The sequence below is a fragment of the Rhabdothermincola sp. genome, assembly GCF_036846205.1.
GTDB lineage: Bacteria > Actinomycetota > Acidimicrobiia > Acidimicrobiales > Acidimicrobilacustridaceae > Rhabdothermincola.
In genome coordinates this window covers 13,600-38,632 of sequence record NZ_DAIUCK010000013.1, presented here as the reverse complement: position 1 = coordinate 38,632, position 25,033 = coordinate 13,600, and the positions used below count along the sequence as shown (strand labels likewise).

Genomic DNA, 25,033 nt, shown 5'->3' with positions numbered 1-25,033 from the left:
CCCACCTACCGCCCGGGGTCGGCGGGGCCGGAGGTGTTCGCGCTCGAGCAGCGACTGGCGGAGTTGGGGTTCCGGCCCGGCCCGGTGGACGGCACCTACACGGCGGAGACCGCGTCCGCGGTGATGGCCTACCAGAAGCACGAAGGGCTCGGCCGGGACGGCATCGCCGGGCCCGAGACGATGGGCGCGGTGTTCGCCCCGCTCCGGGGGTCGGGCCCGTTGCCGTGGGGACCGGTGCCGCGGCTGGAGATCGATCTCGACCGCCAGATCATGTTCGTGCTGCTCGGCGACGGCAGCGTCACGGCGCTCAACATCTCCAGCGGCAACAACCAGACCTACCGCCACCCGGCGGGGTACACCGCGGTGGCCGCGACACCGGTGGGGCAGTTCGCCGTCGAGCGCAAGATCGACGCCGCGGAGCACGCGCCGCTCGGCACCCTGTACCGCCCCATGTACTTCAAGGGCGGGTTCGCGGTGCACGGCTCGACCAGCGTGCCCGGTTACCCGGCCAGCCACGGCTGCGTGCGCACCAGCTACGCGGATCAGGACTGGCTGTTCCCCCTGATCCCCCGAGGCACCCCGGTGGTGGTGCGCAGCGGCGGCCCGGTCATCGATCCGGGCACCGACGCACCGCTGGCGTGACCGGCGGCGGCGGGACGGGCGGCAGCGAGACGGGCGCCCGGGGGAGGATCAGCGTGCCGGTCTCGTGCCCCAGCGTTCGGGGTTGCCCCACCTGGACGTCCCGAGCACCAGGAACAGCTCGCAGACCACGTCGATGAGCTGGTCGAGCGATCCGGGCTCGTCGCGCTCCATCCAGTCGATGATGATCTCGTTGATTGCGCCCACCATGCCGAGGGCCACGAGCTCGAAGTCGTGTCCGGGGTCGGTGCCCTCGGGGAAGTAGTCGAGGAAGAAGTTGGCCAGCGCTTCGGCGTACCGCAGGTGCGCGGCCCGCCGGCGAGCTTCGAGCGCGGGGCTGACGCCCACGGCTTCGAGGCACACGATCCGCGCCGCGCGGGGATCGTCGAGGAGCGCGTGGACGAAGGCCCCCACCCGGGCCCGGGTGTCGCGGCGGAGGTAGTCGGGCCCCGGCTCCACCTCGGCCGCCAGGACCTCCTCCCAGGCCCGAGCCAGGAGGTCCTCGTAGAGGGAGGCGAGGAGGTCCTCGCGGTTCTGGAACTCCTCGTAGAAGTAGCGGGTGCTGACGAACGAGGTCCGGCAGAGCTCCTCGATCGAAGTGGCGGCGTAGCCCTTGGTGCCGAACAGCTCGAGGGCGCTGTCGAGCAGGGCCTGGCGCCGCTGGGCCCGTCGCTCGCTCAGGGTGAGACCGCGGTGGAGCCGCTCCCGTGGTGGCCGCGGGGCGCGGGCTCGGCCCCGGGCTCGGCCCCGGGCCTGCCCGCCTCGTTGATCGGTCACGGAATCAGGCTACGTCCCGCACCGGCTCGCTCCCAGACGAACTGGCATGTCAAACGCGTGCTCTGGCACGCGTTTGACATGCCGGTTCGGGAGTTGTCGGGGAGGTGGGCCAGGTCGGGATCTGGGGAGGTGAAAAGGGGGCTTTCCAAATCGGCCAGCTTGTGGCATCGTGGCCAGGACAGGTTGGTCGGCCCGCCATGAGCGGCCATGTGGGAGGGGTCGCACGCCTCGGAGCACTCTCGGAGCGACCATGACGGAGAACCGATCGATCCTCGAGCCCCTCGACCCCGAGGTGGCTGGCACGCCTCTGGCGGGCGTCCTCGCCGACCTGCGGGCCGCATACCTGGCCCCTCCCGACGAGGGCGTGGCGGCCCGCCAGCTGGCGGTGCTCCTCGCCGTCGCTGGCGTCGAGCCGGCGTGCTCGCCCGCGGGCAGCCGTTGACCCGGTCCCGGCGCCGAGCCGGGCCGGTCGAGCGCGAACCGAGGGTGCCCGCGGCTGCCAAGATGGCGCCGTGCCGCCGATCACCCTCCACTGGTTCCTGCCCACGGGCGGTGACAGCCGGGAGCTGATGCCCACCGGCGAGGCCGCCCACCGCCGCCAGCCCGACCACGACTACCTGGCGCAGATCGCCCGGGCGGCCGAGCGCCTCGGGTTCACCGGGGTGCTGACGCCGGCCGGCACCATGTGCGAGGACGCCTGGGTCACCACCGCGTCGCTCCTCGCCGACACCGAGACCCTGCGCTTCCTGGTGGCGTTCCGGCCCGGGCTGCTGTCGCCCACGCTGGCGGCGCAGATGGCGTCGACCTACCAGCGCATGTCCGGAGGTCGCCTCCTGCTCAACATCGTCACCGGCGCGGACACCTCCGAGCTCGGCCGGTTCGGCGACTGGCTCGACCACGACCAGCGGTACGAGCGAACCGATGAGTTCCTCACGGTGCTGCGGGGGGCGTGGTCCGGGGAGCCGTTCGACTTCGAGGGCCGCTACTACCGGGTGCGAGGCGCGACCACCCGGGCCGTGCCCGACCCCCTCCCGGCCATCTACTTCGGCGGCGCCTCGCCGGCAGCCGAAGCGGTGGCGGCCCGCCACGCGGACGTGTACCTGGCCTGGGGCGAGCCGCCCACGATGGTGGCCGAACGGTTGGACCGGGTCCGGGCGTCGACCGCCGCGGAGGGCCGGTCGGTGCGGTTCGGCATCCGCTTCCACGTCATCGCCCGCGAGTGCGCCGGGGACGCCTGGGCGGAGGCCGAGCGCCTCCTCGCCGGCATCGACCCCGCAGCGGTGGCCGCAGCCCAGGCCGATTACGCCGCCACCCAGTCGGTGGGTCAGCAGCGAATGGCCTCACTGCACGGGGGCCGGACCGACCAGCTCGAGGTGTACCCGAACGTGTGGGCGGGGGTCGGGCTGGTCCGGGGCGGAGCGGGCACGGCCCTGGTCGGCAGCCACACCGAGGTGGCCGATCGCATCGAGGAGTACCACCGGCTCGGCTTCGACGAGTTCATCCTCTCCGGGTACCCACACCTCGAGGAGGCCTACTGGTTCGGCGAGGGCGTCATCCCCGAGCTCCGCCGCCGGGGGCTGGTGGCACCCGACCACCATCCCGCGCCGCCCGCCTTCGCCAGCTTCCGCTGACCTGCCCCGCTGGACTCAGCCCCGGCGGATCAGGTCCTTCCAGGATCGGCGGGGTTGGAGCTCCCTCTGGCGGGCCGCCCGGATCCGCTGCTCGCGCAGCATCTCGACCTCACGGTCGTCGAGCGGCGCCAGCTCCCCGGCCACCCAGCCGAGCAGCAGGTCGGCGAGCGCGGGGTTGCGCGCCAGCGCGGGCCCGTGCAGGTACGTGCCGACCACCCGCCCGCTGACCGCGCCCTCCTCACCCCAGCCGTTCCCTTCCCCCACTTCGACCCGCCCGAGGGGCCGGGCCGCGGGACCGAGCCGGGTGCGGCCCCCGTGGTTCTCGAAACCCGTGAGCTCGGGCAGCCCCCAGCACGGATCCGGCTGCACGAGCAGCTCCCCGACGGCGCGGGGGCGCTGGAGGCGCACGGTCTGGATGTCGAGCAGCGCCAGCCCCGGCCGTGGCTGCCCGGCAGCGTCGGGGAACTGGTGGCCCAGGATCTGCATGCCGGCGCACACCGCGAAGACCACCGCCCCCCGCTCGACCGCCCGATGGAGCGCCCCCCGCTCGGCCAGCTCCCGAGCCGCCTCGACCTGGGGACCGTCCTCGCCCCCGCCGAGCAGGTAGAGGTCACCCTGCTCCGGGGTCGGCGCGCCGCTCTCGACGGTCACCAGTTCGTGAGGGATGCCGCGCCACGCCAACCGCTTTGCCAGGACGGTGGCGTTGCCACCGTCGCCGTAGGTGCCGAGCAGGTCGGGGTAGAGCTGCACCAGGCGCACCGCCGAGTCGCCGCCGGTTCCCTTTCCCATCAGCGGAGCGTCTCCAGCGCGTCCTGGAACGCGGTGTAGTTCGCGGCGACGTCCACCGCGGGGCTGTCCGCCGCCAGCACCGCGGCGGCGAGGGTGTCGGCGACGAGGTGATCGACCTCCGCGTAGCGCAACCGCACCGCCAGGTCGTGGCGGCGCTCGCCCGTCGCCACCACCCGCCGGCCCCGGAGCCGCTCGAAGGGCACGTCCCACAGCCAGGAGGGATCGTGGCCGTCGGCGATCCGAGCGTTGATGGCCACGACCACCGGTTGCGGTGGGGGCGCCAACATGTCGAGCGCTTCGCGCCAGCCGGCCGGGTTCTTGGCCAACAGGAGCCTCGCCCGGCAACCGTCGACGGTCACGGTTCGGTAGCGGCCCGCCACGTCCTCGACCTCCGCCATGGCGGCTGCGGCCGCCTCGGGGTCGGCCCCCATTGCTTCGGCCGCGGCGAGGGCCAGAGCCGCGTTGGCCCGGTTCACCCGGCCCGGGAGGCGCAGCTCGAGCGCGGTACGCCCCCCGTCCCGGTGAGCGACCACCTCACCGTCGAGCCACAGGTCCGGCTCGGGTCGAGCCAGGTCGCACCCGAGGCAGCTCCACCCACCAGCCTCGAACGAGAGACGACCTCCACAGGCGGGGCAACCGGTGGCATCCCCTCGCCAGGTGTCGCCGGTGCCGACCCAGATGGTCCGCCATCTCCGGCCGGCGTTCACGCCGGGGGCACCCGGATCGGTGGGGTCGGGCCTCATGGCAGCCCACACCACGAGCGGGTCGTCCGCGTTGGCCACCACCTGCCGGGGCGGGTCGGCAGCCAGCGCGGCGCGCCATCGCTGCGCGATCTGGCGCACCTCGAAGGAGCGGTCGAGCTGGTCGCGGCTCAGGTTCAACAACACCACGGTGCCTGCCCGGGTCTCCGTCAGCACGATGCCGAGCCACCGCTCGTCGACCTCGAGCACCGCGGTGGCGTCGAACCGGGTCCGCCCCAGCGCGGCGACGTGACCGGGGGGCATGTTGGCGCCGAGCGTGTTGGACACGACGGGTCGATCCGCGGCCAGGGCGGCCGAGAGCAGCCGGGTGGTGGTGGTCTTGCCGTTCGTGGCACTCACCAGCGCGACCTCGCGGCCCACCCCGGTCGTGAGGTGGGCGAGGAGGTGCCGGTCGAGCAGGAGCGAGACCCGCCCACCGATGACGCTGCCCGACCCGAGCCCGCTGAGCCGGGACGCGCCGGCCACCGCCCGGCCGGCGGCTACGGCCATGCGGCTCCGCCAGCGGGGCCTGCGGCCGGGCTGGGCGGGGGCTGCGGCATCCACGGACGAGCGATCGTACCGCCCCGGCCGGGCCCGCCGGTGAGGGTGCTGGCTCGCTGCCGGCGCGGTCGACCGGTTCGCTAGGGGGGACGCCGGACCGGGGGGCGCCAACGGTGGGCCGCTCGGTCCGGTTTGCCCATGACGAGGCCGGCATTTGACGCCCGCTATCGTCGACAGCGCTATGTGGCCGGAAGAACGTGCAACGTGACGAATAGGTGGCGGGTGGCGGCATACCGAGCTCATCCTCGCGGTCATCTCCTCGGGGACAGCGGTGAGGTCCGGCTCCCCACCATCCTGGGTGTGGGAATCGGCCTGGTGGTGTTGGTGGTCCTCGCCATCCGCATCGCCTACCTCACGGGGGTGATCGACGAGCACCGCGACGACCGGCCCCGGGTCCTGATCCTCGGGGACTCCATCACCGATCGGGGCCAGCGCGCCCTGCGGGCCGAGCTCGGCGCCACCTACGACCTGTCGATCGACGGGAAGGCGAGCTTCCGGATCGACCAGCAGCTCCCCTCCGCGCAGCGGTGGTCGACCCGCTCCTTCTCCCAGGTGGTCATCAACCTGGGCACGAACGACGCCGACCAGGGATGGCCGCCCGCGGAGTCCGCGGCCGCGCTCACCGAGATGGTCGGGCTGTTCCCCGACGCCACGTGCATCCATCTGGTGACCATCAACGAGCGCCCACCCGACCTCCACGGCGGTGAACCGGCGCGCGCCGCCAAGGCCCTCAACGAGCACATCCGCGAGCTCAGCATGAGCGACCCTCGGGTCCGCATGGTCGACTTCGACGCCATCCTGCGACGGCTGAGCGCGGAGGGGGTCGAGCCCACCCTGGACGGCATCCACCCCACCGACGAGACCCACGAGCTGCTCGCGCAGGCCATCGCCGAGTCGCTCGACGCCTGCAACGTCACGAGCGGCACCACCGGCTGACCAGACGCCGCGCGCCGGGACCCGGCCCCGTCGCGCTAGGCAGCTGCGCCCACGGGGGCGGTGGGGGTGAACCGGACCGGCATGGATTCGAACCCGCTGATGAAGTTCGCCGGCCGCAGCGGGGTCGGGCCCGCCAGCTCCAGATCGGGCAGCCGGGCGAGCAGGCGCTCGGTCATCACCTTCACCTCGAGCCGGGCGAGGCTGGCTCCGAGACAGAAGTGGGTGCCGAACCCGAACGCCACATGCTCGTTCGGGGACCGCTCGATGTCGAAGGTCTGAGGGTCGTCGAAGACGTCCTCGTCACGGTTGGCGGAGTGGTAGAGCAGCAGCACCTTCTGGCCGGCCCGGAGTCGCTGGCCCCGCAGCTCCACGTCGCGGGTGACGGTGCGAGCCATGTTCTTGATCGGTGTGACCCAGCGCAGCATCTCCTCGACCGCGGACCCGAGCAGGGACGGGTCGTCGATCAGCTTCTGCCGCTGGTCGGGGTGGCGGATGAGCTGTTCCATGCCACCGCTCACCACATGGCGGGTGGTCTCGTCCCCGCCGACGAGGATCAGCAGCGATTCCTGGACCAACTCGTCATCGGCCAGGCGATCGCCGTCGACCTCGGCGTGCACCAGGATGCTCATGAGATCGGTGTCGGGCGGGCGCGACCGGCGGTCGGCGATCACCTTCGTGGCGTAGGCGGTGTAGTTGGCGAAGGCCTCCGCGGCCTTCGCCATGAGCTCATCGCTGGCCTGGTTGCTCTGGGCGGAGACCATCTCATCGGACCATCGCAGCAGGTCGGCCCGGTCCTCGGGTGCGACGCCGAGCGCGTCGCCGATCATGATCATCGGCAGGGGAGCGGCGATGTCCGTGACCAGGTCGCACTCTCCCCGCTCGCACACCGAATCGATGATCTCGTCGCATACCCGGCGGATCTTCGGCTCCAGATCGCGCACCTGGCGTGGGGTGAAGCCCCGGTTGACCAGCTTCCGGCGCCGCAGGTGATCGGGGTCGTCCATGTCGATCATCATCGGCAGGGGATCGAAGTTGGGGCGGATGCCGCCCGCATTCGAGAATGTCGCCGGGTCGCGGGCGACGGCCTTCAGGTCGTGGTACTTCGCGATCCCCCACACCCCGTTGCGCTCGTCGAAGTACACCGGCGCGTTGGCCCGCATCCAGGCGTACAGCTCCTGGGGATCCGACGCATAGAACTCGCCGTCCACCAGGTCGATGTCGGGATGGGTCGGATGGTCAGGCATACCTCCACCTTGGCAGATGTCTGACGGTCTGTCAGGTGCGGTGGAGAACCCGGGGTCGGCTCAGGTCAGTTCGGCGAACCCCTCCACCGCCGCGATGTCGCCTGCCACCAGCACCAGGCAGTCCTGGTCCAGCACCGAGTCCGGGTTGGCATAAGTGAAGCGCTCGCCGCGGGGCTTGACGAACACCACGGTGACCCCGTAGCGGGCGCGGACCTGCGACTCGCCGAGGGTGCGTCCCCACAGCTCCTTCGGTACCCGGGTCTCGACCAGGGCGAAGCCCTCACCGAGCTCGATGTAGTCAACGATCTTGCCGGTGACCTGGTGGGCGATGCGCCGGCCCATCTCGTGCTCGGGCAGGACCACGTGCGCGGCGCCCACCTTCTCGAGGATTCGCTTGTGGGAGTCCGTCACCGCCTTGGCCCACACGTCGCGCACGCCGAGCGCGACCAGCTCCGCGGTGGTGAGGATGCTGGCCTCGACGTCGCCGATTCCGACCACCACGTGGTTGAACTCGGTGGCCCCGATCTGGCGCAGCACCTCGGGTCGGGTCGCATCAGCCGCGATGACCTTGGTCAGCAGGGGCGCGAACTGCTGCACGGTGTCGGGGTCGACGTCCACGCCGAGCACCTCGTGGCCGAGGGCCACGAGCTCCAGGGCGAGGTGACCGCCGAACCGGCCGAGCCCGATCACCAGCATCTCCTCGTCGTGGCGCACGACGCGCCGGCGAACCCGTTCAGCCAAGGAGGGGCCTCCCTTCCGGGTAGCGGTAGAGCGTCTCGCGGCTACGGAGCACCAGCGCGGTACCGACCGTGACCGGTCCCAGACGACCGAGCAACATGAGCGCGGTGAGCACCAGCTTCCCGCCGAGGGGCAGCTGCGGTGTGACCCCGGTGCTCAGACCCACGGTGTTCAGCGCGGAGAGGGTCTCGAACGAGGCCGCGCCAGCGGGCAGGTCACCCACACTGGCCAGCGCCACACTGCCGGCCATCGCCAGGCCGACCCCCAGCAGGGCGATGGTCACCGCCTGGCGCTGGGCGCGCTCGTCGACGCGGCGCCCGAACACCGCCACGTCGCGCTCGCCGCGCACCTCGGACCAGATCACGAAGCCCAGCAACGCGAACGTGCTGACCTTGATGCCTCCCGCGGTCGAGCCGCTCCCGCCACCGATGAGCATGAGGGCCTGGGTCACCAGCGAGGTCGGCTCGCGGACCAGCGCGTAGTCGACCGTGTTGAACCCGGCGGTGCGGGGCGTGACCGAGGCGAACACGGTGTTCACCAGCCGGTCGGGTGCGGACATCGCACCGAGCGTGTCGTGATTGGACCACTCGAAGAACCCGATCGCCACCGCCCCCGCGACCAGCAGCACCGCCGTGGCCGACAGCGTGAGGCGGGTGTGCAGCGACCACCACCGCCACGACGCCCCTCGCCGGGCGACGTCGAGCACCACCGGGAAGCCGATGCCCCCGACGACCACCAGCGCGGCCACGATCAGCAGCACCGCCGGGTTGCCGGCGAAGCCGATCAGGTTGTCGTTCGACGTGGAGAACCCCGCGTTGTTGAATGCCGAGACGCAGTGGAACAGCCCGAACCACAGCGACTCACCGATCGAGGACCCGGTGGTGACCCACACGGCGGTGCTGAGCGCCACGAAGCCGATGCCCTCCACCACCGCGTAGAACACCGCGATCCGGCCGATGAGGTGCCGGATGCCCCCGAATCCCGCTTCGTTGAGCTCCACCTGCGTGCTGAGCCGGCTGCGCAGGCCCAGTCGGCGGAAGACCACCACCCCGAGCAGCGACGCCATCGTCGTGATGCCGAACCCTCCGATCTGGATGAGCAGGAGGATCACCACCTGGCCGAATGGGCTCCAGAACCCGTCGGCCTCGACCACGATCAGGCCGGTGACGCTGATGGCCGACACGGCGGTGAACAGCGCGTCGGCGAGCGGCGGCGCTTCACCGGACACCGTGGCGAACGGCAACCACAGCAGCACGGCGCCCACCAGTGCGGCGGCAGCGTAGGACAGCACCACCAGCCGGGCCGGGTGCAGCAGCGACGCGTGCGACGCATTCGCGGGTTCGGCGCTGCGGCGCCAAAGGACACGCACCGCCGGGGGACCCTAGTAGCGGACGCGCGGCGACGGAACGATCCGGTCCGGGTGTGCCGCGCTCCCAGCCGGCACCACGCCGCTGCTCAGGAGAGCACCAGCTCGGCGATGGTGCGCAGCCCCTCGACGCCGGGGGAGTACACGAGCAGGGTCGACACGGGGCTCTCCTCCCATGCCTGGAGCCGATCGCGGATGCGCTCGGGCGGGCCGCACAGCGAGATGGCGTCGGCGAACTCGTCGGGCACCAGGGCGATCGCTTCGTCGCGGCGCCCCTCGAAGAAGGCCTCCTGGATCTGGACCGCCTCCTTCTCGAAGCCGAACCGGCTCATCAGCTTGGTGTGGTAATTCTGGCCCTTCGCCCCCATGCCGCCGATGTAGAACCCGAGCATCATCTTCACCGGCGCCAGCGCGGCCTCGAGATCGTCGCCGATGTTGACCTGCACACCGGCGACGATGTCGAAGTCCGGGGGAGCGCCGGCGAGGGACTCGGCGTACACCTCCGGGTGGAACGGCGAGTAGTACAGGGGCAGCCACCCGTCGGCGATCTCTGCGGCCATGGCCACGTTCTTCGGTCCTTCGGCTCCCAGGTAGATCGGCAGGTCGCGGCGCAGCGGATGGGTGATCGACTTGAGTGGCTTGCCGAGCCCGGTGCTGCCCGGCCCGTGGTAGGGGTGCTGGTAGAACTCGCCCTGGAAGTCGAGCGGCTCGTCCCGTCGCAGCACCCGGCGGATGATCTCGACGTACTCGCGGGTGCGGGCCAGCGGCTTGTCCGCCGGTCGCCCGTACCAGCCCTCCACGACCTGAGGGCCCGAGACACCGAGCCCCAGCATCATCCGCCCACCGGAGATGTGGTCGAGGGTGAGTGCCGCCATGGCGGTGGCGGTCGGGGTGCGGGCGGCGATCTGCACGACGCTGGTGCCGAGCTTGATCGTCGAGGTGTGACCCGCGATCCACGCCAGCGGGGTGAACGCGTCGGATCCCCACGCCTCGGCGGTCCACACCGAGTCGTAGCCGAGGCGCTCGGCCTCCTGGGTGGTGGCGATCACGTCGGGGGGTGGGAGCTGGCCCCAGTAACCCCACATCAGGCCGAGCTTCATGACCGTCGACGCTAGCGGTCCGTGACGGACCGTCAGAAATGAGGGCCTGGCTTCCCGGGGGGCGGGTAGACACGGGCCCGTGGTGGACGACGACTACTGCCACCTCATCACGACCGGGAGGCAGACCGGGCGCGACCACCGGGTCGAGATGTGGTACGTGCGCGACGGTTCCACCGTCTACCTGCTGGCCGGGGCGGGGCGGTCGACCGACTGGGTGCGCAACCTCGAGGCGGACCCGCGAGCCAGGATCCGCATCGGCGACCAGGAGCTCACCGCAACCGGTCGGGTGCTCGACGCGCCCGGCGACCGCGAGGAGGCGGCCATGGCTCGGGAGCTGCTCTACACCAAGTACCAGCCCCGCTACGAGGGGTTGCTCGACGACTGGCGGGATCGAGCCCTGCCCGTCGCCCTCGATCTGCAGCTCGCGAGCTGACCGGCCTCAGCGGTAGCGACGGAGGGTCGCCAGCACCGAGGCGCCGTAGCCACCGCCGAAGAGGATGGTGTGCACCAGCAGCGGGTACAGCTGCCACAACGCCAGCCGCTCGGGCCATCCCTCGGTGAGCGGGTGGACCTCCTGGTAGGCGGCGAAGCAGCGGTCGTCGAAGCCCCCGAAGAGTCGCATCATGGCCAGGTCCATCTCCCGGTGGCCGCCGTAGACCGCGGGGTCGACCAGCCACGGCCGTCCTGCGCGGTCCGCCAGCGCGTTGCCGGCCCAGAGATCGCCGTGCAGCCGGGCGGGGGGCTCCTCGGGGCCCGCCAGCGACGGGAGCCTGCTGAGCAGGCGGTCGAAGCTCGCGAGGGACTCGGAGGGCAGCCGACCGGCGGCGACGGCTCGTCGGGCGAGGGGGAGCAGACGCCGTTGCCCGTAGAACTCCGGCCAGGTCGGCAGCGGCCCGTTGGGCTGCGTTAGCGAGCCGATCACGTTGTCGTGGACGTGCCCGAAGCCGGGCGCACCGGACCGGTGCAGCCCGGCGAGCTGGCGACCGAGCTCGGCGTCGCTCGCCGGCGAGCGCCGAGCGGTGTCGATCCATTCGAGTGCCAGGAACCTCCGGCCCGGGGTGGCCTCACCGTCGTGCAGCGCCCGCACCTCCGGCACCCGCACGGTGCAGGTCTCCCGCAGCCAGTCGAGCCCGGCGGCCTCAGCGGTGAAGCTGCCGGCGGGCCCGCCGCGGTCGGTCTTGACGAACACCACCTCCCCGCTCGCCAGCACCATCCGGTAGGCATCGTTGATGTCGCCGCCGGTGACCCGCTCGACCGCGGTCACCCGCGATCGGAGGGCTCGCCCGACCTCGGCGGCGAGCGGGCTGTGCTCAACCACGCTCAGCTCGCCAGGCGCTCGGCCCGCAGGTGCCCGAGCAGCCCCCGGCAGGCGGCTTCGATCTGGTCGAACATGGTGGAGAACCCCCGGCTGCCGCCGTAGTAGGGGTCGGGCACCTCGAGGTCGCCACCGGCGTCCGGATCGAACTCCCGGAGCAGCCTGGCCTTGGACCGGTGGGCCACGGTCGGCGCCCGATCATGGAGGTCGGTGAGGTTCTGGCGGTCCATGGCCAGGATGAGGTCGAACCACTCGAAGTCGCCGGGGTGGAACTGGCGGGCCCGGCCCGTGATGTCGATGCCTCGGCGCCGGGCCTCGGCCCGGGCGCGCTCGTCGGCCGGCTCACCGACGTGCCATCCGCCGATGCCCGCCGAGTCCACCTCGATGCGGTCGCCGAGCCCCGCCCGGTTGACGTGGTGGCGCATGACCGCCTCAGCGGTGGGCGAGCGGCAGATGTTGCCGAGGCACACGAAGAGGATCCGCACCGGCTCCACCGGGTCGTGCTGGGTCATCGGCGCCAGTGTCGCGCAGTGCCCGTAGGCTGCCCGGCGGTGACGGGCTCGCACCACCCCGTGAGGTTCCTCCGGCGCCGGGTCGATGCAAGCCCGGCACGGCGGGTCGCCGCCGCGGTCGCGCTGGCGCTCGACGTCGCGGCCCTGGTGTCGCTGGTGGTGCTGGTGCTCTCCCGCCCCCTCCACACCCTGCTGCTGGTGGTGTGGGCGGCGGCCCTGCTCCTCTCGCTCCTCGTGGCGGTCACCAGCACCGGGTGGCGGCACCGGCTCGGCATGCTCGGCGCCGCGGTCTTCGGGGTGGCACTCGTGCTGTCGATCCTGCTCTGGAGGCCGGGCAGCCGCGAGGTGAGCTGGCAGGCGCCGGTCACCATCGTGCTGGCCGGCGCCGGTGCGGTGCTCACCCGGTCGGTGCTGCGGGTGCGGCCTCCTTCGGGTGGGGTCGCGCTCGCCGCTCGCGGCATCCGGGCCAGGGGCACTCCCGTGCTGATCGTGAATCCCCGATCGGGCGGTGGCCGAGCCGAAGAGGCCGGGCTGTGCCGGCTGGCGGCATCGATGGGTATCGAGGTGGTGCTGCTCGAGGAAGGAGCGGACCTGGTGGACCTCGCGGAGGCCGCGGTGCGGGCCGGCGCCGACGTCTTGGGCATGGCCGGTGGCGACGGCTCGCTGGGTGAGGTGGCCTCCGTCGCCATCCGCCACGGCCTGCCTTTCGTGTGCGTCCCGGCCGGGACCCGCAACCACTTCGCGCTCGACCTCGGCCTCGACCGCGACGACCCCCGCCAGGCGCTGGCGGCGTTCGTGGACGGGGAGGAGCGTCACATCGACCACGGGGTGGTCAATGATCGGGTGTTCCTGAACAACGTCTCGCTCGGGGTCTACGCGGCGATCGTGGAACAGGACTCCTATCGCGACGCGAAGATCGAGACCGCGCTGGCGATGTTGCCCGAGCTGTGGGCGGAGGGCGGGCCGTGGTTCGACCTGCGTTTCGACGTGCCCGGGCACGGTCGCCTCGATCGGGCCGCCCTGGTGCAGATCTCGAACAACCCCTATGGGCGGCAGGTCGGCCGCCGAGAGCAGCTCGACACCGGCGAGCTGGGGGTCCTGACCGTCGACCCCCAACGCCTGGGCGATCTCGTCGGGCTCACCGTGCTGGCCGCGGCCGGCCAGCCGGAGCGGTCGCCCGCGCTGTGGTCGTGGACGGCGGCGAGCCTGCGCATCGATTCCTCCCAGCACCGGATCTCGGCGGGGGTCGACGGCGAGATGGTCGTCTTCGACTCCCCGCTCGACCTGCGCAGCGTCCACCGGGGCCTGCGGGTCCTGGTGCCGAGGGGAACCCGCGTGGGGTTGGCCGAGCAGACCCTCGGTGACGGCACCGCGTACCGGGCGCTGTTCGAACTGGCGTTCGGTCTGGGCGGCCCGGACCGCTGAACCGGCTACGGCCGCGGGCATCCCGACCGGGTGGGCGGTTGACGGTCCCGCTACAGCTGTGGTGTTCTCGAACTTGGTACGCGCCCTCGCAGGGGAAGCCGGTCGAAGTCCGGCGCTGACCCGCAACCGTGGGCCGGGCACGCTCGCTGCCCGGCGAGCCGGAATGCCTGCGAGAGCGAACGCTCCATCGGACACCGTCGAGGGTTGCGGGAGATGGGGCTCGGATCAGCCGGTGACCGGCTCCTCCGGGCTCTTCCACCCGGAGGAGGCAAGGGAGCAGATGATCCGCCCATCGTCGAGCCGCTCGGGCTGCACCCGGCGCGCGGTGGTGAGGGCACTCGTGGCCCTGGGTGCGGTGCTGGCCACCCTCGGGGTCGGTGATCGGGCGGGCGCGGCGGAGCTCTGCGGCGGAGCGGCCCCCGCCGGCCACATCAGGGTGGCGGTGGTGGTCGACCACGGCACCGAACCGGATTCTCAGGGAACCATCTCGGTCCGTTGCCTCATGGTCGCGGACGGCTCCAAGGGCGCGGACCTGCTGCGGGAGCGCGCCGCACTGCTCCGTCTCCCACCACCCCGCTACGCGCCCAGTGGGCTGCTGTGCGCCCTCGACGGATACCCCCAGGCACCGGAGTGCGCTCAGGGCTCGGGGGCCGTGCGCTACTGGTCCTACTGGTCGGGCAACGACGGGCACTGGGTGTACGGCAGCGGCAACCCGTTCACCCGCCGGCTGCGGGACGGGGACATCGAAGGCTGGCGGTTCGTGCGGGCCACCGAAGCCCAGGCACCGCCGCCCCGGCTGTCCCCGGACCGGGCCGCGCTCTTCCCCCGCCCATCAGTGACCGACCCGACGGTGCCGGCAGGGAGCGGGGCGGCAGGCTCCGACACTCCCGAGACTGGTCCGGGTCCGACCGGACCGAGCGCGGACCACCCGGCGGTCCCGGGAGCAGGCGCCGGCGGAGGGCCGGAACCGTCGCCCAGCGCACTCACCGAAGGCGGGGAGGGACCAGGCGCCGCCCCCGACCCGTCGAGCTCCACCGGCCTGCCGGGGAGCACCGGCGAGGAGGCACCGCCGATCGGTGAGCTGGCGGCCGACGTGGAGCCGGGAGACGGTGGCGTGCCCGCCGGAGCGGTCGCGGGCCTGGCGGTCGTGGTGATGGTGGGAGCGGCGGCGCTCGTGCGGTTCCGGCGGAGCAGCGGCTCGTGATCCGCCGCGCCCCGAACCCCGCCCCCGCCGGTCCGCCGGTCGTGCGCCGGCCCGCCTGGTGGCTCACCAGCCGTGTCCCCCGCCCGCTGCACCCGCTGGCGTGGTGGGCGTGGGCCGGGATGCTCGCCGCGGCCGCGCTGCGCACCACCAACCCGTTGCTGCTGGGGCTGGTCGCCGGGGTCGTGGCCTACACCGTCGCGGCCCGTCGCACCGGCGCACCGTGGGCCCGCTCGTTCGGCAGCTTCCTGCGCCTCGGGGTGATCGTCATCGTCATCAGGGTGGTCTTCGGGGCGCTGTTCGGGAACCGGGTACCGGGCACCACGCTGGTCACCCTCCCCGAGGTCGAGCTGCCCGGTTGGGCGGCGGGGGTCAGCATCGGTGGCCCCGTGACCGCCGAGGCCCTGATGCTCGCCTTCCAGCAGGGCCTGCAGCTCGCGGTGCTCCTGGTGTGCTTCGGTGCCGCCTCCGCGCTCACCAGCCCCTACCGCCTCCTGCGCTGCCTGCCCGCGGCGCTCTACGAGGTCGGGGTGGCGCTCACCGTCGCGCTGGCCTTCGCCCCCCAAGCCGTCATCTCGGCCGGCCGGGTGCGGGAGGCGCAGCGCCTGCGCGGCCGGCCGTCCCGGGGCTGGCGGTCCTGGCGTGGCATCGCCTTGCCGGTCCTCGAAGGGGCGCTCGACCGTGCCATTGCCCTGGCCGCGTCGATGGACGGGCGGGGCTACGGTCGCCGGGCGGCAGTCCCCCCGCGGGCGCGGGTGGCCTCGGCCGCGCTCACCCTGGGAGGCCTGGTGGCGGTGGCGATCGGCACCTACGGGCTGCTCGACGGCTCCGCGCCCCAAGAGCTGGGGCTGCCGGTGCTGGCGCTCGGTTCGCTGGCCCTGGCCGGTGCCTTGGTCACCGCGGGGAAGCGCAGCCTCCGCACCCGCTACCGGCCGGACCCCTGGAGTCGGCCGGAGTGGGTCACGGCCGTCAGCGGGGTGGCCGCGCTGGTCACGGTGGTCATCGCCGCCCGCTACGGCTCCTCCCTGCACCCGTCCGTGCAGCCCCTCGAGATGCCGACCCTCCCTCTGCTCCCCGCCTTGGGTGTGCTCGCCGCCCTGGCCCCAGCGCATCTCGCCCCCCCGGCGCCGGCGCAGGTCACCGGGGAGATCCGCCGACCGTCCCGGACCACCGCCCAGCCCGCGACCCTCGGCGCGCCCCCCGAGGAGGCGGTGGCGTGATCCGCTTCGAGCAGGTGTCGTTCACCTATGCCGGTGCCATCACGCCGGTGCTGCGGGACGTCGAGCTGACCGTGCCCGAAGGCGAGCTGTGTCTGGTGGTGGGTGGGACCGGGTCGGGCAAGAGCACCCTCCTGCGGGCGGTGAACGGGCTGGTGCCGCGCTTCACCGGCGGCACGCTCTGCGGGACGGTGTCCGTGGCGGGACGGCGCACCGACGTCTACCCACCCCGCGAGCTCGCGGACGTGGTCGGCCTGGTGGGGCAGGACCCGGCCGCCGGCTTCGTCACCGACGTGGTCGAGGACGAACTGGCCTACGCCCTCGAAAACCTCGGGGTCCCGCCGACGGTGATGCGCCGGCGGGTGGAGGAGACCCTCGACCTGCTCGGCCTGGCGGATCTCCGCGACCGCCCGCTCACCGAGCTGTCCGGCGGGCAGCAGCAGCGGGTGGCGATCGGAGCGGTGCTCACCGCGGCGCCGCGGGTGCTGGTGCTCGACGAGCCCACCTCGTCGCTCGACCCGGCCGCGGCAGAGGACGTGCTCGCCGCGCTGGCCCGGTTGGTGCACGACCTCGGCCTCACGGTCCTGGTCGCCGAGCACCGCCTGGAGCGGGTGGTGCAGTTCGCGGACCGGGTCATGTACCTCCCCGGTCCCGGGCTTCCCCCCCACGTGGGCGAGCCGGCCGAGATCATGCGGGCCAGCGCGGTGGCCCCGCCGGTGGTCGAGCTGGGGAGACGGTGCCGGTGGGATCCGCTGCCCCTCTCGGTGCGCGACGCCCGCCGGTTGGCCGCGCCGGTGCGGGATCGTCTCGCGGCGGTCCCTCCGCCGGCACCGAGAGCTGCTGTGGGCGACATCGCGGCCACCGTGTCCGGTCTGATCGCGGCATACGGGGTGGTACCGGCCCTGCGGGGGGTCGACCTCGACCTGCGCCGCGGGGAGGTGGTCGCCCTCATGGGCCGCAACGGCGCGGGGAAGTCCACCCTGCTGGCCCACCTGGCCGGGTTGCGGGCCCCGCTCGGCGGTCAGGTGCGGATCGGTGACCAGGCACCCCACCGGCTCCCCAGCCCGCAGGTGGTTCGTCTCGCCGGTCTGGTGCCGCAGGACCCCGGCCTGTTGCTGTTCCACGACTCCGTGGCCGCCGAGTGCCGCACCGCGGACCGAGACCTGCGGCTGGCCGACGGCACGACCGCCCGGTTGCTCGAGCAGCTCCTGCCGGGCATCGATCCTGCAACTCACCCCCGCGACCTGTCCGAGGGTCAACGACTGGCGGTGGCCCTGGCGGTGGTGCTGGCCGCGCAGCCCGCGCTGGTGCTGCTCGACGAGCCGACCCGGGGGCTTGACTACGCGGCGAAGCACCGGCTGGTGGAGATGCTGCGCAAGCTGGCCGCCGCCGGGCACTCGGTGGTGCTCGCCACCCACGATGTGGAGGTCGCGGCGCAGGTCGCGGACCGGGTGGTGGTGCTCGCGGCCGGCGAGGTTGTCGCGGATGGCCCGGCTCGGGAGGTGGTGGTGCACTCGCCGGTGTTCGCCCCACAGATCGCCAAGGTCCTCGCCCCGGCCCCCTGGCTGACCGTGGACGAGGTCGACGCGGCCCTGGTCGCGGCGGGGAGCACCCCGTGAGTGCGGGGCGCGTCCCGGCGAGCAGCCGGCCGGGGGCGGTGGTGGTACAGCTCCGGCCGCGGGCCTGGATCCTGCTGCTCGCCGCCTCCGCGCTGGGGCTGGTCGCGTTCTGCTGGCCGCTGCTGGCCACGCCCCGCGGGACGGAGAACCTGGCCCATGCCGGCGATGCCCCGTGGGTCTTCGTGCTGCTCGTGCCACTCCTGCTCGCGGTGGTGGTGAGCGAGTTGGCGGAGGGCCTGATCGATGCCAAGGCCGTGGCCCTGCTCGGCGTGCTGGCGGCGTGCGGGGCCGCGCTGCGGCTCCCGGCTGGCGGCGCGGCCGGCTTCGAGCCGGTGTTCTTTCTCCTCGTGCCCGCCGGGCGGGTGCTGGGCCGGGGACTGGGCTTCGTCCTCGGGGCCTTCACGTTGTTCGCCTCCGCGCTGCTCACGGGGGGTGTGGGGCCGTGGCTGCCGTTCCAGATGTTCGGCGCGGCCTGGATCGGTTTCTTCGCCGGCTGCCTGCCCCCCGCCAGAGGGCGGGCGGAGATCGCGCTGCTCGCCGGGTACGCCGCGGTGGCCTCGCTGGCGTACGGATTGCTGCTCAACCTGTGGTTCTGGCCGTTCGTGGCTGGTGGCGACACTGCCATCTCGTTCGTACCGGGTGCACCGCTGGCCGAGAACCTCAGGCGGTTCTGGGCCTTCCACCTGGCCACCTCCCTGGGTTTCGACATCCCCCGGGCGGTGTTCACCGCCACCTTCGTGGTGGTCGCTGGCCGGCCGGTGCTCGGCGCGCTCCGGCGGGCGACCCGGCGAGCGGCCTTCGGGGCACCGGTCGAGTTCGCCGGCTGAGCGGTGAGGTGGGCAGACTCACCGGATGCCCAGCGTGCTCGTCACCCGCCCCCTGCCGCCGCCGGGCGCCGCGGCGTTGCGCGACGCGGGGCTGGAGGTCCGGGAGTCATCCACCGACGCGCCGCTGGACCGCCACGAGCTGCTGGCCGGGGTGCGTGGCATGGATGCGCTGCTGTGCATGCTCACCGACCGGGTCGACTCGGAGGTCTTCGATGCCGCGCCGTCGCTGTCGATCGTCGCCAACTTCGCGGTGGGGTTCGACAACGTCGACGTCGCCGAGGCCGCGCGGCGGGGGATCGTGGTCACCAACACCCCCGACGTCCTCACCGAGGCCACCGCCGACCTGGCCTGGGCGTTGCTGCTGGCGGCGGCTCGGCGGGTCGGCGAGGGCGATCAGCTGGTGCGCGGCGGGAGCTGGGCGGGCTGGAGCCCCACCCAGCTGCTCGGGGCCCCGGTCCACGGCGCCACCCTGGGCATCGTCGGGCTGGGTCGGATAGGAACCGCGGTGGCCCGCCGGTCCCGGGGATTCGACATGGACGTCTGCTACACCAGCCGGCGGCGCCATGAGGCGGCGGAGCTCGAGACGGGGGCCCGGTACGTGGCCCTCGAGGAGCTGCTGCGTAGCAGCGATGTCGTCTCGCTGCACGCCCCGCTGGACGAGACCACCCGCCACCTCATCGACGAGGTCGCGCTCGGTTCCATGAAGCCCACAGCCGTGCTGGTGAACACCGCCCGCGGGGCGCTGGTCGACGAAGATGCCCTGGTGCGGGCGTTGCGGGACGGGACGATCGCGGCCGCCGGCCTCGACGTGTTCGAGCGCGAGCCCGCGCTGGCGACCGGCCTGCGGGAGTTGCCGAACGTGGTGCTCGCCCCGCACATCGGCTCGGCGACCACCCAGGCCCGGGCGGCGATGGTCAAGTTGTGCTGCGACAACATCGTGCGGGTGCTCGCCGGCCGCCCACCGCTGACGCCGGTGCGCCCCGAGGCCACCGGATGAGCGAAGCACCGGCGCTGGCCGGCAACCCACTTGGGGTGATGGTCCCGCAGGTGTTCTGCGGTCCGGGGAATGACGGCTCGACCCTCCGTGGCGAGGTTCCCGCCGACTACCTGGTGCCCCATCTGGCCCGGCTGCCCGGCGAAGGATTCGGCGCGGTCGAGCTGGCCCGCCTGCACGGACGGGCGTTGCGGGCGCACGTCGCCGAGGCCGTCGCCGGGCTGGACGTCACCTTCGGGGCGTACGTGACTCAACTGCTGAACGTGGAGCGCCTGCACCCCTTCGACCTGTCGCACCCCGAGGAGCGCGAGCGCCGGCGGGCCGTCGAGCGCCTCCGGGTCTGCCTGCGTGAAGCCGAGCAGCTCGCCGCCCGGCGGGTGGGGGTGATGTCGGGACGGGACCCGCTGCTGGCAGGCGAGGCGTCCGGCTCGACAGCCAGCGACCGGCCCCCCGTCGGGGGTGACGATCTCCGGGCCCGGCACCGTGATGCCCTCGTGCGCTCACTGGTGGAGCTGGCGGGGGAGACGCCGCTCGACGTGGTCGTGATGGCCTTCGACCGCCAGCCCTCGCCGGCGGCGGTGCCCGGCGCGTACAAGGGGGCCTTGCTCGGGCCTGTCGGCGAGGTGGTCGAGGTGGTGCTTCGGGCGCGCGACCAGGGGGCGACGAACGTGTGGGTCGCGCTCGACACGGCCCACCTCTGCGAGAACGGTGAGGGCCCTCGTGAGCTGGCGGGTGCGGCGGACCTCCTGGGGCTGCTCCATGTCTCGAACTGTGTGGTGGACCCCGGCGCACCCGATGCCGCTGTTCGCCTCGGGGACCGTCACCCGGCCTTCGGCTGCCCCGGCTCCGCGGTGGATGCGGCCATCCTCGAGGGGTGCGCCCGTGCCATCGCCGGGCGTTACCAGGGTCCAGTGACCTTCGAGATCCGTCCCGTCGGCGAGGAGGACCCTTGGGCACTGCTCGGCCGGGCCCGCGCCGCCTGGGAGGCGGCGGTGAGGGCGGCGGCCGGGCCGGGTTGAGGTCCGCTCACGCCGGCTGACCACGACCCGGTCGGTTCCGCTGCTGGGCGAGCTGGTCGAACAGCTCGAGGGCCTCGGACGCCGATGCACTGTGGTGATCCGCTCCCAGCTGACGCGCCCGGGCGGGCGTGGGCACGGCGGCTCCGCCGAGAACGATCGGCGCCAAGCCCTGGTCACGCACCGCGGCGACCGCGGAGCGGATCCCGCCGTCGTTGCCGGTGCGCGTCGCCGCGATGCCCACGGCCACCAGCCGCTCGGCGTGCTCGGCGGCATCGGTGAAAGATGCTGCGGGCGTGTCCGAACCGAGGTCGATCACCGAGAAGCCCCGGGCGCGCAGCAGGTCGGCGACCAGGGCGGAGGGGATGCCGTGGTGGTCGCCGGGGGGTGCGCCCAGCACCACCGTGCCCCGGGTCCGACCCCGGCGACGGAAGAGGGGGCCGAGCCGGCCGATGAGCCGGAGCACGACCGCGGAGGCCTGGTGCTCCTGGGCGATGCTGACCGTCCCCGCGGCCCAGTCGTCGCCGATGGCCGTGAGCGCGGGGGCGATGAGGTCGAGATACAGCTCCTCGGCGGGCATGCCTGCGGCCAGCGCGTCCTGCAGCACGGTCCACGCGCCTGGTTCGTCGCCGACGACCAGGCGGCGCGCGAGCCGCCGGGGGTAGTCGCGCCGGCGCGAGGCTCGGCCGCTCGGTGTCGTCCGCGGCCGGCCCAGCCGGCGTACGTCACCGGGGTCGACCCGCCAGATCCCGCCTGCCTTGGTGGCCGGCAGCCGGCCGGTGCGCACGTAGCGGTAGGCCGTCATGTAGTGGACGCCGAGCCGGCGGGCGGCCTCTTCGAGGGTGATGGGCGGCTCGCTCACCCAGGTACCGTTCGTTCGGACACCCATTACACTTTAGCGCTAAATCAAGGCCTCCCGGTGAGGAGCGGCGATGGGCACCCCCGACCCCAGTCCGAGTGCGCGGACCGTTGAGGCCCGCAAGGCCCACCACCTGGCGTTGGCGCTGAGCTCCCGCTCCCAGTCGGGCCGAGACCCGGGCTGGGGCGATGTGCATCTCGTGCCGGCCTCGCTGCCCGAGCTGTCCCTCGACGAGATCGATCTCTCGACCACCCTGCTGGGACGCCGCCTGGGCGCGCCGGTGGTTCTCGCACCGATGACGGGTGGGTATCCCGATGCCTCGCGGATCAACGCGGCGCTGGGCGAGGCGGCTGAACACCTCGGGTTGGCGGTGGGCGTGGGCAGCCAGCGGGCCGCGCTGCTCGCGACCGAGCTCGCCCCCACCTACACCGCGGTGCGGGACCGGGCGCCCACGGCGCCGGTCTTCGCCAACATCGGGGCGTGCCAGCTGGTCGATCAACCCGGCTCGCCGGCGCTCGGGCGGGACGACATCCGCCGGGTCATCGACATGGTGCGCGCCGACGTGCTCACCGTGCACCTCAACGTCGTGCAGGAGCTGCTCCAGCCCGAGGGCGACCGCCGCACGAACTCGCTCGCCCGGGCGATCGCGGCCGTCGTGGACTGGTCGCCCGTGCCGGTGCTGGTGAAGGAGACCGGTGCGGGGATGACCCGGGAGTCGGCTGGGCTGCTCGCCGCGGCCGGGGTGGCGGCCATCGACGTCGGAGGGGCGGGCGGCACCAGCTTCGCCCGGATCGAGGGTGCCCGCGCAGCCCGAGCCGGAGATGACCGCCGAGCGGAGCTGGGCCGGGCCTTCGCCGATTGGGGGCTGCCGACCGCGGCATCGGTGCTCGAGGTCCGTGGCACCGGCCTGCCGGTGGTGGCCACCGGCGGGGTCCGGACCGGTCTCGACGTGGCCAAAGCACTGGCGATCGGCGCGGTGGCAGTGGGCGTGGGCCGGGTGGCGATCGAAGCGGCGGTGCACGGCACCGAGCAGTTGGTGGCCCGGCTCGAGCAACTGCTGGAGGAGTTGCGGCTGGCGATGTTGCTGACCGGGTCCCGCACGCCGGCCGATCTTCGCCGATTCCCGCCGGTGCTGACGGGCTTCACCGCGGAGTGGGTCCGCCAACGGGCGCTGGGCTGACCGCCGTCGTGGAGGGCCACCGCGCCGCGAGCAACGCCCGGCCCACCGCGGCCGCCTTGCGGACTGCCGGGACCCGAGCCCGCGTGCTGAACACGTCGTAGCCGTTGCGCTCGATCGCTCGAAGGATTCCCCCGTAGAGCGCGCTGGCGGTGGTGATGCAGCGCGCGGACGAGGGCGGCAGGAACGGGATGCCTCGCTCCGCCTCGGCGTAGAGCGCACGGGCCCGTTCGATCTCGAAGCGCATGAGCGCCACCCACGCCGGGTCGACCCGTCGCCGGGCCGGGTCCGCGCCGAAGGCCTGCAGGTCCTCCTGGGGGAGGTAGACCCGACCCCGGTCGAGATCCTCGCCCACGTCCCGGAGGAAGTTGGTGAGCTGGAACGCCTCGCCCAGCGCGCGCGCAGGGCGGACGGCTTCGGGGCTCGACGGCTCGAGCAGCGGGAGCATCATCTCGCCGATGACCGAAGCCGAGCCGTCCATGTAGTCCTCGAGGTCGGCGTAGGTCTCGTACCGCTCGACGGTCAGGTCCATGGCCATCGAGCGCAGGAAGCGCCGGAACAACCCGGCGTCGATGTCGAACGCGTGCACCGTGTGCACCACCGCCTTGAGGACGGGGTGCTCCGAGCGGCCGGCGGCCAGGTCGGTGAAGAAGCGCTCGGCGAGCCGGTCGAGAGCGGCTCGCCGGTCATCGACCGAGCGCCAGCCGGGCGCGTCCACGATCTCGTCCGCGAACCGGCAGAAGGCGTACAACGCCCACACGTGGTGGCGCTTGACCGCAGGTAGCACGAAACCGGCCCAGTAGTACGTGGTGCCGTGGCGGCGGTTCAGGCTGCGGCAGAGGGTGTAGGACTGCTCGAGGGTGGTCATCGGTGCCCCGACGCGTCGAGGGCGGACACCCGCTGGGCGGCGAGCTTGCCCGACAGCAACACCATCGGCACACCGACCCCGGGCACCGTCCCGGACCCGGTGAACACCAGGCCCGGCGCCCGCCGGTCGACGTTCCGGGGCCGGAAGGGGCCGGTCTGGAAGAAGGCGTGCGAGAGCGCGAACGGCGTGCCCCGCTCGAGGCCCTGGCGCTCCCAGTCGAGCGGGTCGACCAGCGCCTCGACCTCTACGTCAGTGGGATAGCCCAGCGCCGCGAGCCGCTGGTGGAGGTCGTCCCGCACCCGTGATCGCTCGCGAAGCCAATCGATGCGCCCGTCGAGGTTGGGCACCGGCTCGAGCACGTAGAGGATGTGGCCGCCGGGTGGGGCCAGTGCCGGCTCGTCGCGGGTGGGGATCGTCACGAGCATCGACGGGTCGGGCATCCGGGTCCCGTGCTCGAGCACGGCCCGGAATGCGCCGGCCCACTGCTGGCCGAAGTGGATGTTGTGGTGGGCCACACCGGCCGGGAGCTCGCCGCGCACCCCTACGTGCCACACGACGCACGACGGCGAATAGGTGCCCCGGCGGGTGACCCGGGGAGGGGCGAGGCCGGGCAGCAGGGTGCGGTAGGCGACCGGGAGGTCGGCGTTGCAGACCACCGCGTCGGCCCGGAGGGTCTCGCCACTGTCGAGGCGCACGCCCCGCACCGGACCTGTGCTGCCATGCGCCAGCAGGATCCGCTCGACCCCGGTGCGGTAGTGGAAGGCCACTCCGGCCTTCTTGGCCGCGGCGGCGAGGGCGGCCGGGAGCGCGTGCATGCCACCCTCGGGCACGTAGACCCCGGCGACGGTGTCCATGTACGTGATGACGCCGTAGAGCGCCAGAGCCTCATAGGGCGCGAGCCCTGCGTACATGGATTGGAAACCGAAAACCCGGTGCAGGCGCTCGTCGCCGAAGAACTGTTCCAGCTTGCCGGCAAGGCGGCGGAAGCCACCCAGGCGGGCCAACTGCACACCGGCCCGCAGCGGCCGAGCCAGGTCCAGCACCGAGTCGTAGTTGCGGTCGATGAAGTGCGGCAGCTCGACGTCGTGGAGCGCGGTCAGCCAGTCGCAGAACCGGTGGAAGGCCGCGGCTTCGTGGGGGCCGCAGACTTCGTCGATCTCGGCTGCCATGGCCTCGCGCCCGTGGCGCACGTGCAGCACCGTACCGTCGGCGAACGAGGCCCGGTACATGGGATCGACCCGCCGGAAGGTGACGAAGTCGGTTCGGTCCAGCCCGACGGCGTCGAAGCACTCGTCGGCGAGCTCGGGCATGGTGAGCACCGTCGGGCCGGTGTCGAACTTGTAGCCGTCGAGGACCAGGCGACCGGCTCGTCCCCCAGCAGCGTCGCCTCGTTCGAGCACCGTCACCTCGTGGCCGGCGCCCGCGAGGTGGCAGGCAGCCGACAGCCCTCCCAGGCCGGCTCCGACGACCGCGACCCGCACC

25 protein-coding genes are annotated in these 25,033 nt (G+C 73.0%); 13 read left to right on the top strand and 12 right to left on the bottom strand.

Features of this window, described 5'->3' with window-relative positions; translation table 11 throughout:
* The coding region (locus V7004_RS03470; RefSeq protein ID WP_334142213.1) for a L,D-transpeptidase family protein at positions 1-642 on the top strand (642 nt) is incomplete at its 5' end.
* Between the two features lie 48 nt (positions 643-690).
* Here the strand turns inward: V7004_RS03470 and V7004_RS03465 are convergent.
* The gene (locus tag V7004_RS03465) at positions 691-1,416 is read right to left on the bottom strand and encodes a TetR/AcrR family transcriptional regulator (protein WP_334142211.1); all 726 of its coding nucleotides are present in this window, start codon (positions 1,414-1,416) and stop codon (positions 691-693) included.
* A 250-nt stretch (positions 1,417-1,666) separates the two neighbouring features.
* On the opposite strand from V7004_RS03465, the gene V7004_RS03460 reads away from it, so the two are divergent.
* Positions 1,667-1,858: a hypothetical protein gene (locus V7004_RS03460; protein WP_334142208.1), complete on the top strand. Its 192-nt coding sequence runs from the start codon at positions 1,667-1,669 to the stop codon at positions 1,856-1,858.
* 127 nt (positions 1,859-1,985) lie between these two features.
* The gene (locus V7004_RS03455) at positions 1,986-3,047 is read left to right on the top strand and encodes an LLM class flavin-dependent oxidoreductase (protein ID WP_442968001.1); all 1,062 of its coding nucleotides are present in this window, start codon (positions 1,986-1,988) and stop codon (positions 3,045-3,047) included.
* Between the two features lie 15 nt (positions 3,048-3,062).
* Here the strand turns inward: V7004_RS03455 and V7004_RS03450 are convergent, their stop codons facing one another.
* Both V7004_RS03450 and V7004_RS03445 read right to left on the bottom strand, forming a co-directional pair.
* Positions 3,063-3,836, bottom strand: coding sequence for a type 1 glutamine amidotransferase (locus V7004_RS03450; RefSeq protein WP_334142204.1), 774 nt, complete (start codon positions 3,834-3,836; stop codon positions 3,063-3,065).
* Positions 3,836-5,140: a Mur ligase family protein gene (locus V7004_RS03445; protein ID WP_334142202.1), complete on the bottom strand. Its 1,305-nt coding sequence runs from the start codon at positions 5,138-5,140 to the stop codon at positions 3,836-3,838. Before V7004_RS03445 ends, V7004_RS03450 begins: the two co-directional genes overlap by 1 nt.
* Before the next feature lie 297 nt (positions 5,141-5,437).
* Here V7004_RS03445 and V7004_RS03440 point away from each other — a divergent pair, with 297 nt between their 5' ends.
* The gene (locus tag V7004_RS03440) at positions 5,438-6,073 is read left to right on the top strand and encodes an SGNH/GDSL hydrolase family protein (protein ID WP_334142200.1); all 636 of its coding nucleotides are present in this window, start codon (positions 5,438-5,440) and stop codon (positions 6,071-6,073) included.
* Positions 6,074-6,108: 35 nt separating this feature from the next.
* On the opposite strand, the gene V7004_RS03435 is transcribed toward V7004_RS03440, so the two are convergent.
* The 4 genes from V7004_RS03435 to V7004_RS03420 form a co-directional block, all read right to left on the bottom strand.
* Entirely contained in the window at positions 6,109-7,317 is a 1,209-nt protein-coding gene (locus V7004_RS03435) for a cytochrome P450 (protein WP_334142198.1), read from the bottom strand.
* A 60-nt stretch (positions 7,318-7,377) separates the two neighbouring features.
* Positions 7,378-8,013, bottom strand: a complete 636-nt coding sequence (locus V7004_RS03430; RefSeq protein ID WP_442968000.1) for a potassium channel family protein — start codon at positions 8,011-8,013, stop codon at positions 7,378-7,380.
* Positions 8,014-8,050: 37 nt separating this feature from the next.
* A complete protein-coding gene (locus V7004_RS03425; protein WP_334142194.1) occupies positions 8,051-9,424 on the bottom strand; it encodes a TrkH family potassium uptake protein in 1,374 nt (457 codons plus the stop codon).
* An 86-nt stretch (positions 9,425-9,510) separates the two neighbouring features.
* Positions 9,511-10,521, bottom strand: coding sequence for an LLM class F420-dependent oxidoreductase (locus tag V7004_RS03420; RefSeq protein WP_334142192.1), 1,011 nt, complete (start codon positions 10,519-10,521; stop codon positions 9,511-9,513).
* A gap of 79 nt (positions 10,522-10,600) precedes the next feature.
* Here V7004_RS03420 and V7004_RS03415 point away from each other — a divergent pair, with 79 nt between their 5' ends.
* Entirely contained in the window at positions 10,601-10,954 is a 354-nt protein-coding gene (locus tag V7004_RS03415) for a nitroreductase family deazaflavin-dependent oxidoreductase (RefSeq protein WP_334142190.1), read from the top strand.
* 6 nt (positions 10,955-10,960) lie between these two features.
* Here the strand turns inward: V7004_RS03415 and V7004_RS03410 are convergent, their stop codons facing one another.
* Together V7004_RS03410 and V7004_RS03405 are read right to left on the bottom strand one after the other, a co-directional pair.
* Entirely contained in the window at positions 10,961-11,839 is an 879-nt protein-coding gene (locus V7004_RS03410) for a fructosamine kinase family protein (protein ID WP_334142188.1), read from the bottom strand.
* A gap of 2 nt (positions 11,840-11,841) precedes the next feature.
* Positions 11,842-12,330, bottom strand: coding sequence for a low molecular weight protein-tyrosine-phosphatase (locus V7004_RS03405; protein WP_442967999.1), 489 nt, complete (start codon positions 12,328-12,330; stop codon positions 11,842-11,844).
* 57 nt (positions 12,331-12,387) lie between these two features.
* On the opposite strand from V7004_RS03405, the gene V7004_RS03400 reads away from it, so the two are divergent.
* The 7 genes from V7004_RS03400 (at position 12,388) to V7004_RS03370 (ending at position 20,650) form a co-directional block, all read left to right on the top strand.
* A complete protein-coding gene (locus tag V7004_RS03400) occupies positions 12,388-13,773 on the top strand; it encodes a diacylglycerol/lipid kinase family protein (protein WP_334142184.1) in 1,386 nt (461 codons plus the stop codon).
* A gap of 232 nt (positions 13,774-14,005) precedes the next feature.
* Positions 14,006-14,977 (top strand): hypothetical protein, encoded by a 972-nt coding sequence (locus tag V7004_RS03395; RefSeq protein WP_334142182.1) that lies wholly within the window; start codon positions 14,006-14,008, stop codon positions 14,975-14,977.
* Positions 14,977-16,194 carry an energy-coupling factor transporter transmembrane component T gene (locus tag V7004_RS03390; RefSeq protein WP_442967998.1) on the top strand — a complete coding sequence of 406 codons (1,218 nt, stop codon included), beginning with the start codon at positions 14,977-14,979 and terminating at the stop codon, positions 16,192-16,194. Before V7004_RS03395 ends, V7004_RS03390 begins: the two co-directional genes overlap by 1 nt.
* A complete protein-coding gene (locus tag V7004_RS03385; RefSeq protein ID WP_334142178.1) occupies positions 16,191-17,810 on the top strand; it encodes an ABC transporter ATP-binding protein in 1,620 nt (539 codons plus the stop codon). The genes V7004_RS03390 and V7004_RS03385 overlap by 4 nt, the downstream gene beginning before the upstream one ends.
* A complete protein-coding gene (locus V7004_RS03380) occupies positions 17,807-18,637 on the top strand; it encodes an ECF transporter S component (RefSeq protein WP_334142176.1) in 831 nt (276 codons plus the stop codon). Before V7004_RS03385 ends, V7004_RS03380 begins: the two co-directional genes overlap by 4 nt.
* A gap of 25 nt (positions 18,638-18,662) precedes the next feature.
* Positions 18,663-19,634, top strand: a complete 972-nt coding sequence (locus V7004_RS03375) for a 2-hydroxyacid dehydrogenase (RefSeq protein WP_334142173.1) — start codon at positions 18,663-18,665, stop codon at positions 19,632-19,634.
* Complete coding sequence (locus tag V7004_RS03370; protein WP_334142172.1) at positions 19,631-20,650, top strand: TIM barrel protein; 1,020 nt, start codon at positions 19,631-19,633, stop codon at positions 20,648-20,650. Before V7004_RS03375 ends, V7004_RS03370 begins: the two co-directional genes overlap by 4 nt.
* A 7-nt stretch (positions 20,651-20,657) precedes the next feature.
* Here the strand turns inward: V7004_RS03370 and V7004_RS03365 are convergent, their stop codons facing one another.
* Entirely contained in the window at positions 20,658-21,509 is an 852-nt protein-coding gene (locus V7004_RS03365; protein ID WP_334142171.1) for a B12-binding domain-containing protein, read from the bottom strand.
* A 70-nt stretch (positions 21,510-21,579) separates the two neighbouring features.
* Between V7004_RS03365 and fni the strand changes: the two genes are divergently transcribed.
* The gene (gene fni, locus V7004_RS03360) at positions 21,580-22,686 is read left to right on the top strand and encodes a type 2 isopentenyl-diphosphate Delta-isomerase (RefSeq protein WP_334142170.1); all 1,107 of its coding nucleotides are present in this window, start codon (positions 21,580-21,582) and stop codon (positions 22,684-22,686) included.
* Here fni and V7004_RS03355 read toward each other — a convergent pair.
* Together V7004_RS03355 and V7004_RS03350 are read right to left on the bottom strand one after the other, a co-directional pair.
* Positions 22,649-23,551: a phytoene/squalene synthase family protein gene (locus V7004_RS03355; protein WP_334142169.1), complete on the bottom strand. Its 903-nt coding sequence runs from the start codon at positions 23,549-23,551 to the stop codon at positions 22,649-22,651. The two genes, fni and V7004_RS03355, sit on opposite strands and share 38 nt — an antisense overlap.
* The gene (locus V7004_RS03350) at positions 23,548-25,032 is read right to left on the bottom strand and encodes a phytoene desaturase family protein (protein ID WP_334142167.1); all 1,485 of its coding nucleotides are present in this window, start codon (positions 25,030-25,032) and stop codon (positions 23,548-23,550) included. Before V7004_RS03350 ends, V7004_RS03355 begins: the two co-directional genes overlap by 4 nt.
* Position 25,033 lies beyond the last annotated feature (1 nt).